We start from the raw sequence: 18,286 nt of genomic DNA, 5'->3' as shown, positions 1-18,286 counted from the left end.
GGCGCGGGGAGCGCGCCCGGCCATATGGGTGAGGCGTCTCAGCTCGCGGTGCAGCTCACCGCCGGCACCGCGTTGGTGCCGTTCCAGGAGCCGAGGAACCCGAACGAGGTGGACGCTCCGGCGCCGAGGCCGCCGTTGTAGCTCACGTTCTTGGCGGTGATCGACGATCCGCTCGACGTCACCGTGGCGTTCCACACCTGGGTGATCGTCTGGCCGTTGGCGTACGTCCAGGTCACGGTCCAGCCGGAGACGGCGCTGGAGCCGGCCTTGACGGTCACCTCGCCCTGGAAGCCGCCGTCCCACTGGTTGGCGACCTTGTACGTCGCCGAGCAGCCCTTGGCGCCGCCGCTCGGGGACGGGCTGGGGCTCGGGCTCGGGGACGCGCTCGGCGAGGCGCTGGGGGAGGCGGACGGGCTGGGGGAGGCGGACGGGCTGGCCGACGGGCTCACCGGCGGCTGGCCGCTGTAGATCGTCGCCTCCTTGGCGGTCGACTTGACGCCGTTGGCGCCGTTGAAGAGCCGCTGGCCCCAGGAGGTGAGCTGGTTGACGTTGAAGTTCGTGACCTGGTCCAGGTATTCGACGCCGCCGCCGTTGCCGCTCCACGACCAGCCGAGGTAGCCGACGCCCCGCGACTGGCCCTGCGACATGATCGTGTCCTCGTCGGGGTCGCCGTCCGAGTGCATGTTGCCGAACTCGCCGATCACCAGCGGCAGGCCGGCGGTCTGGAACGCCTGGAGGTAGCCGGTGACCTCGGCCGCCGTGTCGAAGACGCCGTACATGTGGATCGAGAAGACGGTGTTCTTCTGGGGGTCGCTGTCGAAGACCGATGCGGCGTTGTCGCGCATGACGAACTGCCAGTCCTGGCCCCAGTTCGGCGCGTCGACCATCAGCAGGTGCTGGAATCCGGCCGCCCGCATCCTGCTGATCGCGCTCTTGGTCGCGCTGGTCCAGGCGGACGGGTTGTTGTTGCCGTACGGCTCGTTGCCGATGTTGATGACGACGTAGTTCTCCTGGCCGGTCAGCACGCTCTTGAGGCCGACCCAGTAGTCGACCGCCTGGTCGAGCGTGTACGCGCCGCTCTGCTCGCCGTAGCCGGTGGTGTCGTGGTTCTCGAGCACGCAGATTAACCGGTTCTGCTTGCACAGGGAGATGACGTTGGCGACGTCGCTCGCCGAGTTGGCCGTCCAGCGGCCGCCGCTCAGCACGACGCGGACGGTGTTCGCGCCCAGGGACTTGATGTTCGCGAACGAGCTCGTCTGGCTCGGATACCAGGTGTGGGCGTGGCTGGTGCCCCGCATGATGAACTGGTTTCCGTTGGCTTCGAGCACCTTCGTGCCGCTGACATGGAGTCCGGTGGCGGCCTGCGCGTTCTGGGTCATCGCGACCACTGACACCAGGAGGGCGAGGAGGGCCGCGCCCGCGGCGATGAAACGTGTTCTCATTCTGTACCTCGGGTGGGGGGACTCGGCGCCGATGGAAGCGCCGCACGCACCATAGGCAGGGGGAGCCGGGGCCGTACAGGAGACGGCTCTCGCGCGCGCACCGACGGGCACGCCCCTACTGAACCGGTTCGGCAGCGCGTGCCATCGGACCAGCGCGATCTCCCGTCGCGGGCCCTCACCTGGGCCGCGTCATCCCGATGAAACGTTCACCGATCGGCCGTTGCGCGGGGGTGCGGAGGCCGTCTGTAGAGTCGGCTGCCATGCCCGATCTCAGCGTGCCCGAACCTCATTGGGCGCCCCCGGGCGCCGTACGGTTCGCCGGCGGCGTGCCCGTCGCCCTGGTGGCGCCCGGTGCGGGGCTGCCGTCGCTGCCCGCGGCCGTGGGCGACATGGCGACGCTGCGCCACATCGACCTCGACGGGAACGCGCTCACGACGCTGCCCGGCTGGATCGGGGGCCTGGAGCGGCTGCGGGTCCTGCTGCTCTACGGCAACCGGATCGCGGCCCTCCCGCCCGGACTGGGCCGCCTCGCCTCGCTCGAACACCTCAGTGCGGGGCGCAACGCGCTGACCGCGGTGCCGGACGCACTGTGGCGGCTCGGCCGGCTGCGGTCGCTCAACCTGGCGGAGAACGAGATCGCCGACCTTCCTCCCGGCCTCGGCCGCCTTCGCGAGCTGCGCATGCTCGACCTGGGGCACAACCGGCTGCGCGAGGTGCCCGCGGAGATCGGCGACCTGCCCTGCCTCACGGACTACCTCTACCTGAGCGACAACGGGTTCACGTCGGTGCCCGCCTCGCTGGGGCGGCTCGACCGGCTCGGCTATCTCAACCTGGCGGAGAACCGGCTGGCCGCGCTGCCCGCGTCGATCGGCGGCATGACCGGCCTGCACGAGCTGCGGGCCCACGACAACCGGTTGACCACGCTGCCAGAGACGATCGGGCGCCTGACCGGTCTGCGCGAGCTGCACCTCAGGAACAACCGCCTCGCCGCGTTGCCCGAGGCGATCGGAGGGCTGCGCGCGCTGCGTCACCTGGACCTGCGCGGCAACCCCCTGGAACGGCTGCCCGGCTCCGTCGTACGCCTGACGGAGCTGACCCACCTCGACCTGCGGGCGACCCGCCTCTCCACGCTGCCCGGCGGGCTCGCGGAGCTGCCACGGCTGGAGAAGCTCGACCTGCGCTGGATCAAGTTCGACGAGGTTCCCGCCTGCGTCCGCCCGCTGCGTGAGCGCGGCTGCGTCGTCCTGCTGTGATGACGCGCCGAGGTGTCAGCCCGGGGCTGAGGCGGGCTCGGCCGCCCCGGAGCGTACGGGCTGGTCCCAGCCGGGACACAGGGAACGCTCGGCCAGCGCGAGCAGGTCCTCATATCGGCGTGCCAGGCCGTGGAGGTCCTCCGTGGGCCCGTTCATGCAGAGCAGGCCGATACTGACGAAGACCGACACGATGAACTGCGGCTGCAGGTCGTCCGGCGCCGCCCCCATCCTGCGGGCCACCTCGGCGACCAGTCTGCGCTCGTTCTGCCTGATCAGCCGCATGGCGCCCGCGAGCAGGGGAGGAGTGGCGTGGACGAGTCGCTGGGCTTTCCTGATCCTGCTCGCCTCGACGCCGTCGATCTCTCGTAGGATGCCCAGCATGGCGCGCATCGACTGAGTCAGCGAGGTGAACGGCGACTCCGACAGCGGCCGTGAGACCAGTTCGGTGAGGAACATCTCCTGCTCGTCGGCGGTCAGCGAGAGCGCCACGTCCTCCTTCGACGCGAAGTACCGGAAGAACGTCCTGGGCGAGACCTCCACCTCGGCGGCGATCTGGTCGATCGTGGTCGCCTCGTAGCCCCTGGTGAGGAAGAGGTCGAGGGCCGCGTCGATCAGAGCGTCCCGCGTCCGCTGCTTCTTGCGTTCGCGTAGACCCACGGCGGTCACCTCCTCGAAACTACTGGTTCACAAACTCTCAGATGTCACCGTATGTCGGATAAAAGGATTTGTCATCTGTCATCGACTGACATAAATTACTGCCGGTCGACACAGTGGTGCTAAGGGGGAATCTCCATGTCTCAAGCCGTATCGGTGGACGCCGACGCGCCTCCAGGACGAGGCCAGGGGCATCCATGGCTCACGCTGCTCGCCGTCTCGCTCGGCGTGATCATGGTCATGCTCGACGGCACGGTCGTGGCGATCGCGAACCCGGTCATCCAGGTCGAACTCAAGGCGACGCTGTCGGACCTGCAGTGGGTGACCAGCGGTTACCTGCTCGCGCTGGCGGTCTTCCTGATCACCGCGGGCAAGCTCGGCGACCTCTTCGGGCACAAGCGAATCTTCCTGATCGGCGTCGCCGGCTTCGCGCTGACCTCGCTGGCCATCGGCCTGTCGTCCTCGGTGGGCGTGCTGATCGCGCTGCGCGTGCTGCAGGGCCTGTTCGGCGCGCTGCTCCAGCCCGCCGCGCTCGCGTTGCTCCGCTCGGCCTTCCCCGGTGAGAAGCTGAACATGGCGATGGGCGCCTGGGGAGCGATCATCGGCCTGTCGAGCGCGGCCGGCCCGATCGTCGGCGGCCTTCTGGTGGAGAACGTGAGCTGGCAGTCCGTGTTCTTCATCAACGTGCCGGTGGGCGCGGCGGCCCTGGCCTTCGGGCTGTGGACGCTGCGGGAGAGCAAGGCGCAGACGCTGTCCAAGGTCGACTGGCTCGGCGTTGTGCTGCTGACGTGGGTGATGTTCGATCTGGTGTGGGCCATCATCAAGGCTCCCGAGTTGGGCTGGGGCGACCCCCAGACGACCCTCTTCCTCGCCGGCGCCGTGGTGTTCGGGGCCGTGTTCCTGTTCTGGCAGTCGAAGGCGCGCGAGCCGCTGCTGCCGCTGAGCCTGTTCCGCAACGCCTCGGTCTCGATCGGGACCGTGCTCATGGTCCTCATGTCGTTCGCGATGTTCGGCGCGATGTTCTTCCTCACGTTCTTCTTCCAGGGCGTGCACGGGCTCACGCCGCTCGACTCCGGTCTGCGGATGCTGCCCATGAGCGCCGGCATGATCGTCGCCTCGCCCGTCGCGGGCATCCTCATCGGCAAGCTCGGTCCGAAGATCACCATCGCGGGCGGCATGGTGATCAGCGCCTTCGCGATGTTCCTCATGTCGCGGCTCAGCGTCGATGCCGCCTTCGCCGACAGCGCGATCCCGTTCGTGCTGCTCGCGTTCGGCCTGTCGCCGGTGTTCGTCGGCGCCACCGAGATCATCGTCGGCAACGCCCCGGAGGATCTGAGCGGTGTGGCGGGCGGCGTGCAGAACTCCGCGATGCAGGTCGGCGGCGCCCTCGGCACCGCCATCCTGGGCGCGGTCGTGTCCGCGAAGGTGGCCGACGTGCTGCCCGGGCACCTCGGTCCGGTGGCGCAGAGCGTCAAGCCCGCGGAGATGGAGGGGCTGAAGGCCCTGGCCTCGGTGGGCCAGGCCCCGCCCGGGCTCCCGGCCCAGGTGGCCAAGACGTTCTCCGACGCGGCGCACCTGTCCTTCATGGACGGCCTGCACCTCGGCTTCATCGTGAGCACGGCGGTCGCCCTCGTCGCGGCGGCCCTGGCCCTGTTCGTCAAGGCCGGCCGCAAGACCGAGGGCGCCCCGGTCCACATGGGCTGACGCCAGGTCCGTTCCGTACGGCCCCCGCCACCCCGGCGGGGGCCGTACGCGCGTCCGGGCCGCAGGTGCCTGCTCGCTCAGTAGACTTGGTATCCGTGAGCGGCACGAAGATTCTTCCCGAGAGCGACGTAACACCCCGGCTCTCGCACGGCGACGGTGACCACGAGCGCTTCTCGCACTTCGCCGACAAGAACAAGATCACTGAGAGCTACGTGACCGGCGCGCCGGTGCGGGCCCTGTGCGGCAAGGTCTGGGTGCCCAGCCGCGACCCGAAGAAGTACCCGGTCTGCCCGGAGTGCAAGGAGATCTACGAGGGGTTGCCCAAGGGCGAGCCCTCCGGCGAGTGAGTGTCGATACGGGATCATCGCCCCCCCGACGGCTAGGGTCTGCCTTCTGACCAGCCGTATCGGGGGAACGAATGGTTCGGCGACCCATCGCCGTCTTCCTTGCATGCCTTTACGCGCTGGGCGGCGCCTGCGCCGCCCCGGCGTCCGCCGGCTCCCGGGCGACCGGTGGTCTCGCCGGCGCCGGACCGCGCGAATCGCCGGCCTCCAGGCCGGACGCCTGCCTCGCCCACCACGCCGTTCCGCGGCGCCGGCACGGCCTGGGTGCGCTCACGCACGCCCTGGAGCCGCGTGAGCCGGGGCCGGACGAGGTCGCCCGGATGGCGGCCGACCTGGCCCGCAGGATCGGCACAGCGCAGCCGAGAGCGACCGCCCATCCGGGAGAAATCGCGCAGCCGGAAGGCACAGCGCAGCCCGGAGTCACCCTGCAGCCGGGGGTCACGGCGCGGCCGGGGAGCGGTGCGAACGATCGGCGGAGCGTTCCCCGGGCCGTCGAGCGGATCACCGTTCCGGTGTGGGTGCACATCATCAGGGACCACGTGCTCGGCCTGCCCGACGCCGCCGTCTCCCGGCAGATCGCCGTGCTGAACACCGCCTACTCCGGCGGGTACGGCGGGGCCGACACCGGGGTGCGCTTCGAGCTCAAGGGCATCACGCACACCGACAACCGGAGCTGGTTCCGCGACCCCCTCGGCTACGAGGAGCCGATGAAGAAGAAGCTGCGGGTCGGGGGTCCCGAGACGCTCAACTTGTACATCGCGCAGCTGAGCCGGCTCGTGCTCGGCTACTCCACCTATCCGTACTGGTACGACGACGAGCCCGTGCTGGACGGCGTGGTGATCGACTGGCGGAGCGTCCCCGGCGGCCCGCTGCGCGACTTCGCCAGAGGCTTCACGGCCGTGCACGAGATCGGCCACTGGCTGGGCCTGCTGCACACCTTCGAGAACGGCTGCAAGGCCCCGGGCGACTCGGTGGCCGACACTCCCGCCGAGGCGTACCCGACGAACGGCTGCCCCTCCAAGAAGGACACCTGCCCCGCCCCGGGTGGCGACCCGACGCACAACTTCATGGACTACGCCCAGGACCGCTGCATGCGCGAGTTCACCGCGGGCCAGGGCGTACGCGTCCACCAGATGTGGGACGCCTATCGCCGCCCCGCGCCGCAGGGGGCCGACGCGGGGCTGCAGAAAGCCGCCGCCGCTGGGCTTCAGGGGGTCGCCGCGGACGGCGCGGACGGCCCCACCGGCACCACGAACGGCATCACGAACGACCCCGTGCCGAGCCTCGCCGCACAGGGCCCTGAGGGCCCGGCCGACGACATACAGGGCGATGAGGGATCGTCAGGAGGAACAGGGCGATGACGAATCGGCCGGAGCCGTTGACGTCGCGGCGCGGGTGTGAGTAACTCCACAGCAGCGTTCATGGTCACGAAGCTTCGCGCCCGGTCCTGAGCGCCGAAGTCGCTCGCCGGTTCCGTCCCACGCGCCCGGCCAGGCCGCCCGGGGAGGCTTTGTGGATGACCAGTGGATGCGCCGGGTCTGGCCCCCCGCCGAGGAGGGGTCCCCGCCGTCCGGGGAGGGCCTCACCCGCCCGTACGGCGCCCCGGGCGGGTCGCCGCGGTCGTCCACGCCGCCGGCGTCCCCCCAGTGGCCCACACGGCCGTACGGCGGCCGTGAGCCGGACCGGAACCCCGCAGAGGAGAGCCTCACCGGCCTGTACGGCGCGCCGGTCTCCGAACGGCGGCAGGCCGACCGCCCGGTCTGGCCCTCGCTGGGCCTGGAGTCCCCGGAGCCCGAGGACGACCTGCCCCCGTCGGCCCGCCGCTACCGTGCGCCCGAGACCCCTCCCCGCCCGATGCCGCGGTGGCTGCGGCGCCTTCTCGTCGGCGGCCTCGCGCTGGTCTGCTCGGCCGCCGTCATCGGCGCGGTGGTCGTCACGGTCCTGCACCGGGCCGAGGACGCGCCCCCCACGGTGATCGACGACCAGATCGCCGGGGTCTCCTACACGCTGCCGCCGGAGTGGCGGGAGGGAGTGGTAGCGCCCGTGACCGGCTTCACCTCCGTCGCCGCGCGCGGGGACAGCGCCACGGTCATGGCCCGCTCCGGCGACCGGGTGGACCCGCCCAACCTGCGTTCTGCGGTCATCGACCTGAGCGATCTCTACGCGCAGTTGCTGCTGCACGGGGACAAGGTCGAGGTGCTGGACGATCGCGCGGTGACCGTCGGCGGGCGGCCGGGTCACACGCGGGCCGTACGCGCCGAGTACACCGACGTGGTGAACGAGCCCGCCTTCATGCGGGTGACCCTGCTGACCCGGCCGGACGGCGGCAGCACGGTCCTGCTCGGGCTGGCCCATCCCGACCGCCCCCAGTCGCGCGCCGAGATCGAGGGCCTGATGTGGGGAGCCCGCTGACCACCCGCCCGGTCCGCCGTTGCGGGGACGGACGGCATGACTGCGGCCTCCCGGAGATCAGGGCGCTCGAACGCCTGGTCGCCGAGAGGCCGTGGCTTCTTTCGGCAGAACGGGTGACGCGGTTCCCCGCCGTAGACGCGGCTCAGCGCATGACGACCCGCTCGACGAGATCACGACATCGCTCGGCCATCCGGTTCTCAGCCGGCGTGCGGCCGCGAGTCTCGGTGGCCCGGGATGGGGTCGTTCACCGACCCGGCTGATTGGCGAAGCCGGCGGCTCCGGACGATCCGCTGCCGCCCGGTGCGGTGGGAACGTCGGCGGGACCGAACGACCGGGTGCCGGATGTGGTGGGTCCGAGCCCCCCGGAGCCGGGCGCCGGGGTGGGAACGTCGGCGGGTCCGAACGATCCGGGGTTGGCCAGCAGTGTGGTCGGTTCTGGTTCTCCGACGACGCTGATCCGCGCGCCGTCTCGGCGATTGTGCGTCTGCTGCGCCGCGAGGGCGGGCAGGGCGGTCAGGGGCACCAGGCCGGCCGCGACGACGGCCGCTGCCGTGACTGACCGGCTGCGGGTCTCCCTTCGCGGGTTCTCTGTCATGTCTGCGATCCAACGCGTGAACAGCATGTGGGCCTCCTATCGAGATGGCGATCCTGTTCTATGGCGCATGGCCGCAATGATGTTCGCTCGCCACGCCGGGATGGCCGCTCCTGACCGAGAGCTTGATTTGTTCGTGGCGGGTGTCGCGGTTGCACCGGCAAAGCGGGCGTATCACAACGGCTCCGGCAGTCGGCGGGAAGCGTCGTGAATCGCCACACAAAGGCGACGAGGCGGGCGGGCGTGGAAAAGATTTATAGAAAGTAGTCGGCTTTGAACTAGGCGTAACTTATGTTTGCCGTGCACCGAAAGGTGTCTCAGGGCCTCCGTTCCCGTGAAGAGGTAGCTTCGGGGCTGCATCGCTCGAAAACGCGGTGACCCGGAAAGTCCAATTCTCGTCATTGGGAGGGAAATCAATTGATTTCTCGTAGGAGCACTTCGGTTTCAGGCCCGCACACCGTCGGTCGCCTCCTTACCTGGGCCGCCGCGACGACGGTGGCCGGCGCGCTTGTGGGACTGTCGGCTCCGCTGGCCGCCAGTGCCGACACCGCGACGACGAGGCCTGCCGCCGACCACCAGCTCACCGCGCCGGTGTCGGTGCCGCTTCACATCGACGGGAACGATCCGAAGGGCGGGAAGGAGCCGATCCGGTGGCTCGACGCCACCATCGTCTCGCGGGGCATGCCGGCCGGTCCGGTCAACTTCGCCGTGTCCGCCAACAACGGGGCCCCGTTTGTCTTCGACCCGCGTAGCGAGCCGCTCGGCTGGCAGAGCCTGCGGCGCGTGCCGGGCAGCCGGGGAGCCTTCGTGACCAACATCACCGCGACCGAGGACGCCGGATCGGCAACCGGCGGGACCCTCGCGATCGTCGCGCGGACGTCCGACAGCAACATCTTCTTCACGATCTGCGACGTGAGGAACGCTCTTCCGCAGGCGCCCGCGCCCTTGCCGTGCAGCCCCTGGCAGCGCCTGCGCGGCTGACGGCGGACAGGACGAATTCACGACCACGGACCCACGGCCCGCAGGAGTCACCATCTCCTGCGGGCCGTCGCGGTTGTTTCCGATAATGACTTGTACCGGCCCGCATCTTCGTCTCCTGTCTCCGGTGACCGCCGGGACAAGCGTGAACAGTGGCCGATATGACGGTAGGTGGCCGTTTTCGCCCAAACGGCTTTGAGATAGACGTGACATCTGTTTGCCGGTATCCGATAAGTGTCGCGCTGCCCCCGTTTCACCGGCCAGGTATCTTCGATGTCGCATCGCACGAAAACGCGGTGACCCGGAAAGACCAATTCTCACCATGGGGGGAAATCAAATTGATTTCTCGTAGGAGCAGCTCGGCCTCTGGTTCGCGTGGCGCCGGTCGCCTGCTGATGTGGTCCGCCGCGGCGGTGGTGACCTGCGCGACGGTTGGGCTGTCGGGCTCGATCGCGGCGAGCGCCACCACAACGAAGACCGCCCCCGCCACGCAGCCGACGACGAACCCGCAGGGCGGGGAGAAGAAGACCATTCCCTACCCGCGCCTCGACTCGGCGAACGTCATCACGACTTTCAGCGTGCCGGCGTCGACCGGGACCGCCGTGACCCCGCTCACCTCGAACACCTTCACCGGATCGGCGCGCAGGGGCCGCGTGTTCGTCAACGACGGCACGGGCTGGGCCGACCTCAGCTCGGTGTTCAGTCCGGGATACCTGTACGACATCACGCTGGCCCCGTCGCCGAGCACCGGGTTCACGCCCAACGGCACCACCACTCTTTCCAACCTCGCGGCGAGTGGCATCCCGGCGGGGCGGCTGAGGGTCACCGTGCGGAAGGCCGACGGGGGCATCTACTACTCGGACTGCAGTGTCGCGAGCACAAGCGGTGCCTCGACCCTTCCGCTGACCGCCGTCGACTGCACCAAGGCGACGCGTCTGTGACGACGAGCGACATCGGCTAGCCGATGGGGCGGGACCCGCGGATGCCGGAAGGCTCCGCAGGTCTCCGCCCCGATCGTTTGCCAGAGGCTCGTGCCGATGCACGGTCTCGGGCGGCGGCTCGGCCGGTACGGAGCGGACCGCTCACCATGGCGCCCGATCCTGATGCTGTGGGGATTGCCACACCGGGCTATTTCGGACCACCCTGCGCGTGGGCGGCACGTCTTGTCGGTCCGGCGGGCTAGTCTGAATCCACTGTGAGGGAGCGAACCGATAGAGACACCAGTGTTCCGATGAGTTCGGGGAGGCGTCGTTGAGCGTTTCGGCCGCGTCCCACCTCTCCCCGTCCTACCCCGACAGAGCCGCCTGGGGCACCGCCCCGAAGCTGCGCGCATGGCAGCAGCAGGCCTACGACCTCTACTTCAGCCGTGAGCCGCGCGACTTCCTGACCGTCGCCACCCCCGGCGCCGGCAAGACGACGTACGCGCTGCGGATCGCCAGCGAGCTGCTCAGCCGCGGGGTCGTGCGCGCGCTGACGATCGTCACCCCCACCGAGCACCTCAAGCGGCAGTGGGCCGACGCCGCGGCCCGGGTCGGGATCAGCATCGACCCCGAGTTCAAGAACAGCCAGGGCGCCACCTCGCGCGACTACGTCGGGGTCGCGGTCACCTACGCGCAGATCGCGATGCACCCGGCGCTGCACCGGGCCCGCACCGAGGCGCGCAAGACTCTGGTGATCTTCGACGAGATCCACCACGCCGGCGACGCGAAGTCGTGGGGCGACGGCGTCCGCGAGGCGTTCGAGCCCGCGACCAGACGACTCGCGCTGACCGGCACGCCTTTCCGGTCCGACGACAGCCCGATCCCGTTCGTCACCTACGTCGAGGACGGCGAGGGGGCGATGCGGAGCGTCTCCGACTACTCCTACGGGTACGGCCCGGCTCTGGCCGACAACGTCGTCCGGCCGGTCATCTTCCTGGCGTACTCGGGAGAGATGAAGTGGCGCACCCGTGCGGGCGACGAGATCGCCGCCACTCTCGGCACGCCGCTGACCAAGGATCAGCTCTCGCAGGCGTGGCGGGCCGCCCTCGACCCCAAGGGCGACTGGATCCGCCAGGTCATCCACGCGGCCGACCGCCGCCTCACCGAGGTGCGGCGGGGCGTTCCCGACGCGGGCGGGCTGGTCATCGCCTCCGACCACGAGTCGGCCCGCGCCTATGCCCGGCACATCCGCGCGGTGGCCGGGGAAGGGGCCGAGGTCGTGCTCTCCGACGACCCGGGCGCCTCCAAGAAGATCAAGGACTTCGCCGCCTCCGACCGGCGCTGGCTGGTCGCGGTCCGGATGGTCTCCGAGGGCGTCGACATTCCCCGGCTGTGCGTCGGGGTCTACGCCACGAGCACCTCGACCCCGCTGTTCTTCGCCCAGGCCGTCGGGCGTTTCGTCCGCGCCCGCAAGCGGGGGGAGACCGCGTCGGTCTTCCTGCCCTCGGTGCCCGTCCTGATGGGCCTCGCGGGCGAGATGGAGGCCGAGCGCGACCACGTGCTGGGCCGCCGCCGCGACGAGGACGGCCTCGACGACATGCTGCTCGAACAGGCCCAGCAGGAGAAGAAGCAGCCCGACGCGCTCGGCGACGAGCTGCCCTTCCAGACGCTGGAGGCGTCCGCGACCTTCGACCGGGTGCTGTTCGACGGCGGCGAGTTCGGCACCGCCGCCGCGCCCGGCTCGCCCGAGGAGGAGGACTTCATCGGCCTGCCCGGCCTGCTGGAGCCCGACCAGGTGGCCTCTCTGCTGCGTAAGCGCCAGGCCGACCAGCAGGCGGCCAAGCGCAAGACCAAGAAGGGGAGCGAGGACAGCGCCCCCGCCCTCGCGCCGCACGAGCAGCTCGCCGAGCTCCGCAAGGAGCTGAACGGCCTCGTCGGCGCGTGGAACCACCGCACCGGCCAGCCGCACGGCGTCATCCACGCCGAGCTGCGCCGCGCCTGCGGCGGCCCCGCCATCGCCCAGGCCACCGCCGAGCAGGTCCGCGAACGCATCGCGATGATCCGCAAGTGGGCCACCCAGCGCAGGTGACCCCGCAGCGCGCCGGGCCCGCCTGCCCCGCAGTCTGAGGCGGCGTGCCCGGCCTGCCCAGCATGCGGTCCGAGCCGGGATGCCGGGCGGGCCGGCGTGTGAGCGACGCCCGGCCGGCTCTCACGAGCCGCTGGGCGAGCCTGCCGTGCACACGCCGCCGCGTCGTTCCCGTTCACCCGGCTGGACACCGCCGGCGACACCGCCGTCGGCGCCATCACCTTGGCGTCCCAGCTCCCGCACCCGATCGGCGGGCCGGTCTCTTCCGTGATTTCGTCTGTCATCCGATCCCGCCTCCCGGGGCGTAGTCATCGCCGGAGACGACGAGACGGAGATGATCGATGGACGACGGGTTCGCCGAATATGTGGCACAGCGGCATCTACGGCTGTGCCGGATGGCGTATCTCCTCGCTCGGGACTGGGGCACGGCCGAGGACCTGGTGCAGACCGCGCTGGCGAAAGCATGGGTCGCCTGGCGGCGGATCGAGGGCAACCCCGACCCCTACGTCTATCGCATCATCGTGAACACCCACGCCTCCTGGTGGCGCAGGCGCTGGCGCGGGGAGATCCCGGCCGCGACGATCCCCGAGGCGGCCGACCCCCGGGACGCGGCGGCGGAGGTTGCCGATCAGGTCGCGCTGTGGAGCGCGATCGGCGCGCTCTCCCCGAGGCAGCGCGCGGTGATCGTCCTGCACTACTACGAGGGACGGACGCTCACCCAGGTCGCCGACATCGTCGGCTGCTCACTGGGAGCGGTGAAGACCCAGCTCAGCCGGGCCCTCGGCCGTCTTCGCGTCGATCCGGACATCCAGACCATGACCATGGGGAGGGCCCAGCGATGAGGTACACCGAGAGCGACCTGCGCACACTGCTGGATGAGCACGGCCGGGAACGCGCCGGCGGGGAACCGGCCGCCCCTCTCGACGCGATCGTGCGGCGAGGCCGACGCATGCGCCGGACTCGGCGGGCCGCGACGGCCGGAGCCGCTGTGGCCTTCACGGTCGCCGCCTTCGCGCTGGGAAACGGCCTGCTGACCGGCCGCTCCGGGGCCGACCGGACGACGGTCGCCGCCCGGCCCACCGGCTCCGCCCAGCCCGCGCGCTGGCCGAAGCTCCCCGACAGGTTTCCCGTGGTGCTGGGAGCCGAGAAGTTCGACCTCCGCCCCATCTATACAGGGCGGTTCGAGACGATGGGCGCCGGGCAGAGGCTGACCTTCACCCCGACCAGTTACTCCACCGGAATCAAGGTGGCCTGCGACGACCCGCGAGCGTGGGTCGTCGTGGCGATGCCGCTCAAGGGCGGCGAGACGGGCGGCTCGGCCGGACGGTGCGGGGAGTCGGTGGGCGGGCACCACGACCGGAAGTCGGCGCCGTCCGGCTGGCTGAAGCGTCCGCAGTCCATCCAGGTCTGGGTCTTCCCCGCGGACGCTCCGATCCGGGAGGTGGCGTGCCGGAAGACGCCGGAGGAGTGCGACGAGTCCGCTCAGGGCCGGGCGTTGCTGCGCCCCGACGTGCGCGACCAGTTGTCCGCCATGGCCGGCGAACAACCGGGCCGGTGGACCGCCGCGATCTATGACCGGGCAGGCAAGCGTCCGCCCCAGCCGGACGGCGAACCTCTGCCGGACGCCGGCAGCCCGTTCGAAAGCACATCGACGCCGGCCGGCTGAGAACGGCGGTGGCCGCGTCAGGAGGTGCGGGAGCGCAACGGGATCTTGTCGCCGGTGTGGCCGTTGATCGCCACGTAGCGCCGGTGGTGCCGGGTGACCGGGCTGAGCCGGAGGCTGAGGGAGGCCATGCCCTGCTCCACGCGTACGGGAACGTTGTGCGCTCCCTCGTGCTGCCTCGCCTCGACGCCCTCGCGCACCCAGATGCGCAGCCGGTGCCCGGCCTGGTGGACGGCCACCGTCGCCGTGTCGCACTGCGCGGGCGACGCGGGCCAGTACACCGTGAGGCCGTGCAGGGCCCTGCCGTGGAACGACAGTCGTACGGCCTCGGGGTTGGGGACGCGGGAGTCGCAGGAGGGAGGGCCGCCCTGTGTCGGTGCCTGTGCCTGTGTCGGTGCCGGAGACGGTGTCGCGGCCGCCGCCACCTGAGGGGGCTGCGCGGCCTGGTCGCCCGCCGGCCGGTCCGCGTCGGCGCGTGGGTCGCGTGCGGCGACCGTCTGGGCGGGGACCCGGGCGGACTCCTGGCCGAATCCCACGACCATCGTGACCGCCTGCAGGGCCGCCAGCGTCAGCGCGCCCGTGACGCGGAGCACGCCCCGGTGGCCGCGGCCGAAGAGCAGCCAGATGCAGACCGGGGTCAGGACGAGCCAGGTGAGGCCGAGCAGGAACGCGAACATCGGGGCCGCCAATCCACGAAGGGTCGTCGCTCTAGGTAATACACCCGTGACGCTTCGTGGTGAAGACATTGACGTCCGATCCGGCGCGTGTCCCCGCTCAGCCGCCCGGGTCGCCGGATTCGCGGATCAGGAGCGGAGGACGGGCTCCCCGGTGAGCTCCACCCCGGCCTCGGCGAGGCGGGCGAGCGCCGACTCGGTCGTCTCCCTGGCCACGCCGGCCGTCAGGTCCAGCAGGACCCGTACGGCGAAGCCGCCGGCCGCCGCGTCGACGGCGGTGGCCCGGACGCAGTGGTCGGTGGCGATGCCGACGACGTCGACGGCCTCCACGCCGCGCTCGCGCAGCCACGCGGCCAGGCCCACGCCGTCGGCGGTGGCGCCCTCGAACCCGCTGTAGGCCGCCTGCCGCGCGCCCTTGCTGAAGACCTCTTCGACCTTCGCGGTGTCGAAGGCCGGGTGGAAGTCGGCGCCGGAAGTGCCCACCACGCAGTGCGGCGGCCAGGAGTCCACGAAGTCGGGCTCGGCCGCGAAATGGGTCCCGGGGTCGACGTGGTAGTCGCGGGTGGCGACCACGTGGTCGTACGCGTGCTCGTGGAGGTGCCGGCTGATCGCGGCGGCCACCTCGGCGCCGCCGCCGACCGGCAGGCTGCCGCCCTCGCAGAAGTCGTTCTGCACGTCCACGACGACGAGCGCGGTCTTCATGGGGTCACCTCACAGTGGCGATCACGGAGGACCGGCGTCGTCCTCATGCGCCGGTCCCCCGCGATCACTTGAAGATAGTAGGGACTGCGGGGTCTCCGGGGGAGAGGCTGCACGCTTCCAGTGGCAACTCGGCCAAAGTCGCCCGGTGCCGGTCGCGGGCGGCCTCCAGGCTCTCGCGCTCGACGACCTTGCCGTCCCGCACGAGTTCGGCCAGCAGCGGGCGGTCCTCCGTCTCCACCGGCTCGCGGGTGACGACCTCGGCGGTCGCCGTGCCGCCGCTGGTCCTGCGGTAGGCCCACTTGCGCCCGCCGACGCTCGGCTTGCCGACCGACGCCTTGGCGACCGGCTGGAGCCGTCCCGTGTGGTCCTCCCGTGCGACGAGCTTGTAGACGAGGCTGGCCGTCGGATGGCCGGAACCCGTGGCCAGGGCGGTGCCGACGCCGTAGGCGTCAACCGGCGCCGCGGCCAGCGCCGCGATCGCGAACTCGTCCAGGTCGCTGGTGACGACGATCCGTGTGCGGCTCGCGCCCAGCTCGTCGAGCAGGCGGCGCACCTCCACCGCCACGACCGCGAGGTCGCCGGAGTCGATGCGCACCGCGCCGAGGTCGGGCCCGGCCAGCTCCACCGCGGTGCGTACCGCCTCCGCCACGTCGTAGGTGTCCACGAGCAGGGTGGTGCCGAGCCCGAGGGAGTCGATCTGGGCCCGGAAGGCGTCCTTCTCCGAGTCGTGCAGGAGGGTGAACGCGTGGGCGGCGGTGCCGGCGGTCGGCACGCCGTGCAGGTGGCCGGCCATGAGGTTGGAGGTGGAGGCGAAGCCGCACAGGTAGGCGGCCCTGGCGGCGGCGACCGCGGCGTACTCGTGGGTGCGGCGCGAGCCCATCTCGATGAGCGGCCGGTCGCCGGCCGCCTGGGCCATCCGGGAGGCGGCCGCCGCGATCGCGCAGTCGTGGTTGAGTATCGACAGGGCCACGGTCTCCAGCAGCACGGCCTCGGCGAACGTCCCCTCCACCACCATGATCGGTGAGCCGGGGAAGAACGCCTCGCCCTCGCGGTAGCCGTACACGTTGCCCGAGAAGCGGTAGCCGGCGAGGAACTCGCCGGTGGGCTCGTCCACGATCCCTGAGGAGCACAGGAACTCGATGTCCTGCTCCTCGAAGCGGAAGTCCTCGAGCGCGTCGAGGAACCGCCCGGTGCCGGCCACCACCCCGTAGCGCCGTCCCCCCGGCAGCCGCCGGGCGAACACCTCGAAGACCGCCCGCCGGTGGGCCGCGCCGCTGGCGAGCCCGGCCTGGAGCATCGTCAGTTCGTACTGGTCGGTCAGCAGGGCCGTGCCCGTGGTCATGCGCACGTGTCGAAGACTACGACGGTCGTGGTGCAGGATGGGTACGTGGGTAGCACAGCTCCAACCGAGGTCGAGCGTCCGTCGTCGGACGTGCGGCCCGATCTGCCGTGGCTCACGATCGTGTGGAACGACCCGGTCAACCTGATGTCGTACGTCACGTACGTCTTCCAGACCGTGTTCGGCTATCCCCGGCAGAAGGCCGAGAAGCTGATGATGGACGTCCACCACAAGGGCAGGGCCGTCGTCGCCAGCGGCACCCGTGAGGAGATGGAGCGGGACGTGCAGATCCTTCACTCCTACGGCCTGTGGGCGACCGTTCAGCAGGACAAGTGATGAGCACGGGATTTCGGGCGGCGGGCGACGGGGTGACCGTCCAACTCGACGCGGGCGAGGTGTCGATCCTGCGCTCGCTGGTGTCGCAGGTGCTCGGCCTGGTCGAGCCGGGGACGACCGGCGACGATCCGTTGGAGCGCGCCCTGGGCATCGGCTCGGCGGCCCCGCCGGCCGACCCCGTGCTCGCGCGGCTGTTCCCCTCGGCGTACGCCGACGACGAGGACGCGGCGCAGGAGTTCCGGCGCTACACGGAGGCGACGCTGCGCGACGGCAAGCGTGCCGACGCGACCACGCTGCTGGAGACGGCGGCGCCGGGCAGGCTGACGCTGACGGCCGAGCAGGGGCAGGCGTGGCTGCGGGCGATCAACGACGTCCGCCTCGCGCTCGGCGTGCGGCTGGAGGTCACCGAGGAGGTCCACGAGGAGATCGCCTCGATGTCCGAGGACGACCCCCGCTATCCGGCGTTCGTGACCTACGACTGGCTGACCTACCTGCAGGACACCCTTGTCAGGGCGCTTTGGTAGGTTTCCCAGCATGCTGACGATCTCACGCGAGCTGGTCGACAAGATCGTGGCCCATGCCCGGGCCGACCACCCCGACGAGGCGTGCGGCGTCGTGGCCGGGCCCGCCGGGTCCGACCGTCCCGAGCGGTTCGTCCCCATGGAGAACGCCGAGCGTTCCCCGACGTTCTACCGGTTCGACTCGATGGAGCAGTTCCGCGTGTGGCGGGAGATGGACGACCGCGACGAGGTGCCTGTCGTGATCTACCACTCCCACACCGCCACCGAGGCGTACCCCTCCCGTACGGACATCAGCTACGCCTCCGAGCCCGACGCCCACTATGTGCTGGTGTCGACCGCCTCCGAGGAGGAGGCGCCCTTCCGGTCCTACCGGATCGTGGACGGCGTCGTGACCGAGGAGGAAGTCAAGATCATAGAGTCGTACGGTTAAACTTGAACCATGGCTAACGATGACGCTCGTCCCGTGTCGTCACCGGCTGTCCTGTCGCGCCGGGTACGCCCGGAATCTCCTGTTCAGGCGTTCCTCTTCGCGCACACGCCGTCTGTCGTCGTCTACGACTGTCGCTGAATCCGGCCGCCTGCTCGGCGCCGGGGAGAAGACCGCTGGAATCGTCGCCCGCCTGCCCCTGTTCAGAGCAGGTGGACGCCCACCATAACGACGACCAC

At 70.7% G+C, this 18,286-nt stretch carries 19 protein-coding genes; 13 read left to right on the top strand and 6 right to left on the bottom strand.

The genetic code is table 11. The annotated features are described in order from the left end of the window. Positions 1-38: 38 nt before the first annotated feature. The gene (locus QSK36_RS23420; protein ID WP_285783882.1) at positions 39-1,442 is read right to left on the bottom strand and encodes a cellulase family glycosylhydrolase; all 1,404 of its coding nucleotides are present in this window, start codon (positions 1,440-1,442) and stop codon (positions 39-41) included. A gap of 260 nt (positions 1,443-1,702) precedes the next feature. On the opposite strand from QSK36_RS23420, the gene QSK36_RS23415 reads away from it, so the two are divergent. After that, the gene (locus QSK36_RS23415) at positions 1,703-2,695 is read left to right on the top strand and encodes a leucine-rich repeat domain-containing protein (RefSeq protein ID WP_285783881.1); all 993 of its coding nucleotides are present in this window, start codon (positions 1,703-1,705) and stop codon (positions 2,693-2,695) included. 15 nt (positions 2,696-2,710) lie between these two features. Here QSK36_RS23415 and QSK36_RS23410 read toward each other — a convergent pair whose 3' ends face one another. After that, positions 2,711-3,352 (bottom strand): TetR/AcrR family transcriptional regulator, encoded by a 642-nt coding sequence (locus QSK36_RS23410; RefSeq protein WP_285783880.1) that lies wholly within the window; start codon positions 3,350-3,352, stop codon positions 2,711-2,713. 135 nt (positions 3,353-3,487) lie between these two features. On the opposite strand from QSK36_RS23410, the gene QSK36_RS23405 reads away from it, so the two are divergent. The 4 genes from QSK36_RS23405 to QSK36_RS23390 all read left to right on the top strand — a co-directional run bounded on the left by QSK36_RS23405 (position 3,488) and on the right by QSK36_RS23390 (position 7,809). Further along, positions 3,488-5,053: a DHA2 family efflux MFS transporter permease subunit gene (locus tag QSK36_RS23405; RefSeq protein WP_285783879.1), complete on the top strand. Its 1,566-nt coding sequence runs from the start codon at positions 3,488-3,490 to the stop codon at positions 5,051-5,053. Between the two features lie 86 nt (positions 5,054-5,139). Further along, positions 5,140-5,400: a DUF3039 domain-containing protein gene (locus QSK36_RS23400; RefSeq protein ID WP_030510937.1), complete on the top strand. Its 261-nt coding sequence runs from the start codon at positions 5,140-5,142 to the stop codon at positions 5,398-5,400. A 71-nt stretch (positions 5,401-5,471) separates the two neighbouring features. Next, positions 5,472-6,758, top strand: coding sequence for a zinc metalloprotease (locus QSK36_RS23395; RefSeq protein ID WP_285783878.1), 1,287 nt, complete (start codon positions 5,472-5,474; stop codon positions 6,756-6,758). Between the two features lie 151 nt (positions 6,759-6,909). Beyond that, on the top strand, positions 6,910-7,809 hold the full coding sequence (locus QSK36_RS23390) for a hypothetical protein (RefSeq protein ID WP_183535424.1): 900 nt from the start codon (positions 6,910-6,912) through the stop codon (positions 7,807-7,809). 244 nt (positions 7,810-8,053) lie between these two features. Here the strand turns inward: QSK36_RS23390 and QSK36_RS23385 are convergent, their stop codons facing one another. After that, complete coding sequence (locus QSK36_RS23385) at positions 8,054-8,431, bottom strand: hypothetical protein (RefSeq protein ID WP_285783877.1); 378 nt, start codon at positions 8,429-8,431, stop codon at positions 8,054-8,056. A gap of 480 nt (positions 8,432-8,911) precedes the next feature. Here QSK36_RS23385 and QSK36_RS23380 point away from each other — a divergent pair, with 480 nt between their 5' ends. The 5 genes from QSK36_RS23380 to QSK36_RS23360 all read left to right on the top strand — a co-directional run bounded on the left by QSK36_RS23380 (position 8,912) and on the right by QSK36_RS23360 (position 14,051). Next, positions 8,912-9,382: a hypothetical protein gene (locus QSK36_RS23380; RefSeq protein ID WP_285783876.1), complete on the top strand. Its 471-nt coding sequence runs from the start codon at positions 8,912-8,914 to the stop codon at positions 9,380-9,382. Between the two features lie 392 nt (positions 9,383-9,774). Next, complete coding sequence (locus QSK36_RS23375) at positions 9,775-10,320, top strand: hypothetical protein (protein ID WP_285783875.1); 546 nt, start codon at positions 9,775-9,777, stop codon at positions 10,318-10,320. 310 nt (positions 10,321-10,630) lie between these two features. Then, complete coding sequence (locus tag QSK36_RS23370) at positions 10,631-12,388, top strand: DEAD/DEAH box helicase (protein ID WP_285783874.1); 1,758 nt, start codon at positions 10,631-10,633, stop codon at positions 12,386-12,388. A 338-nt stretch (positions 12,389-12,726) separates the two neighbouring features. Next, positions 12,727-13,227 (top strand): SigE family RNA polymerase sigma factor, encoded by a 501-nt coding sequence (locus QSK36_RS23365; protein ID WP_285783873.1) that lies wholly within the window; start codon positions 12,727-12,729, stop codon positions 13,225-13,227. Beyond that, positions 13,224-14,051, top strand: coding sequence for a hypothetical protein (locus tag QSK36_RS23360; protein ID WP_285783872.1), 828 nt, complete (start codon positions 13,224-13,226; stop codon positions 14,049-14,051). The genes QSK36_RS23365 and QSK36_RS23360 overlap by 4 nt, the downstream gene beginning before the upstream one ends. A 17-nt stretch (positions 14,052-14,068) precedes the next feature. Here QSK36_RS23360 and QSK36_RS23355 read toward each other — a convergent pair whose 3' ends face one another. The 3 genes from QSK36_RS23355 to QSK36_RS23345 form a co-directional block, all read right to left on the bottom strand. Next, positions 14,069-14,737 carry a hypothetical protein gene (locus tag QSK36_RS23355; RefSeq protein WP_285783871.1) on the bottom strand — a complete coding sequence of 223 codons (669 nt, stop codon included), beginning with the start codon at positions 14,735-14,737 and terminating at the stop codon, positions 14,069-14,071. Between the two features lie 114 nt (positions 14,738-14,851). Next, positions 14,852-15,424 (bottom strand): nicotinamidase, encoded by a 573-nt coding sequence (locus QSK36_RS23350; protein WP_183535434.1) that lies wholly within the window; start codon positions 15,422-15,424, stop codon positions 14,852-14,854. Positions 15,425-15,488: 64 nt separating this feature from the next. Continuing rightward, positions 15,489-16,766 carry a nicotinate phosphoribosyltransferase gene (locus QSK36_RS23345; protein ID WP_502883330.1) on the bottom strand — a complete coding sequence of 426 codons (1,278 nt, stop codon included), beginning with the start codon at positions 16,764-16,766 and terminating at the stop codon, positions 15,489-15,491. Positions 16,767-16,811: 45 nt separating this feature from the next. Between QSK36_RS23345 and clpS the strand changes: the two genes are divergently transcribed. From clpS to QSK36_RS23330, 3 genes are read left to right on the top strand one after another with little or no spacing between them, the layout of a single operon-like run. Then, positions 16,812-17,099, top strand: coding sequence for an ATP-dependent Clp protease adapter ClpS (gene clpS, locus QSK36_RS23340; RefSeq protein ID WP_285783869.1), 288 nt, complete (start codon positions 16,812-16,814; stop codon positions 17,097-17,099). Then, complete coding sequence (locus QSK36_RS23335) at positions 17,099-17,623, top strand: DUF2017 domain-containing protein (RefSeq protein WP_182901216.1); 525 nt, start codon at positions 17,099-17,101, stop codon at positions 17,621-17,623. Before clpS ends, QSK36_RS23335 begins: the two co-directional genes overlap by 1 nt. A 10-nt stretch (positions 17,624-17,633) precedes the next feature. After that, positions 17,634-18,050, top strand: a complete 417-nt coding sequence (locus tag QSK36_RS23330) for a M67 family metallopeptidase (protein ID WP_139575916.1) — start codon at positions 17,634-17,636, stop codon at positions 18,048-18,050. Positions 18,051-18,286 lie beyond the last annotated feature (236 nt).

It is taken from the genome of Microbispora sp. NBRC 16548, assembly GCF_030268985.1.
Classification (GTDB): Bacteria; Actinomycetota; Actinomycetes; order Streptosporangiales; family Streptosporangiaceae; genus Microbispora; species Microbispora catharanthi.
Note: the sequence above shows the minus strand (reverse complement) of the source record. Positions and strands in the feature narration are given on the sequence as shown.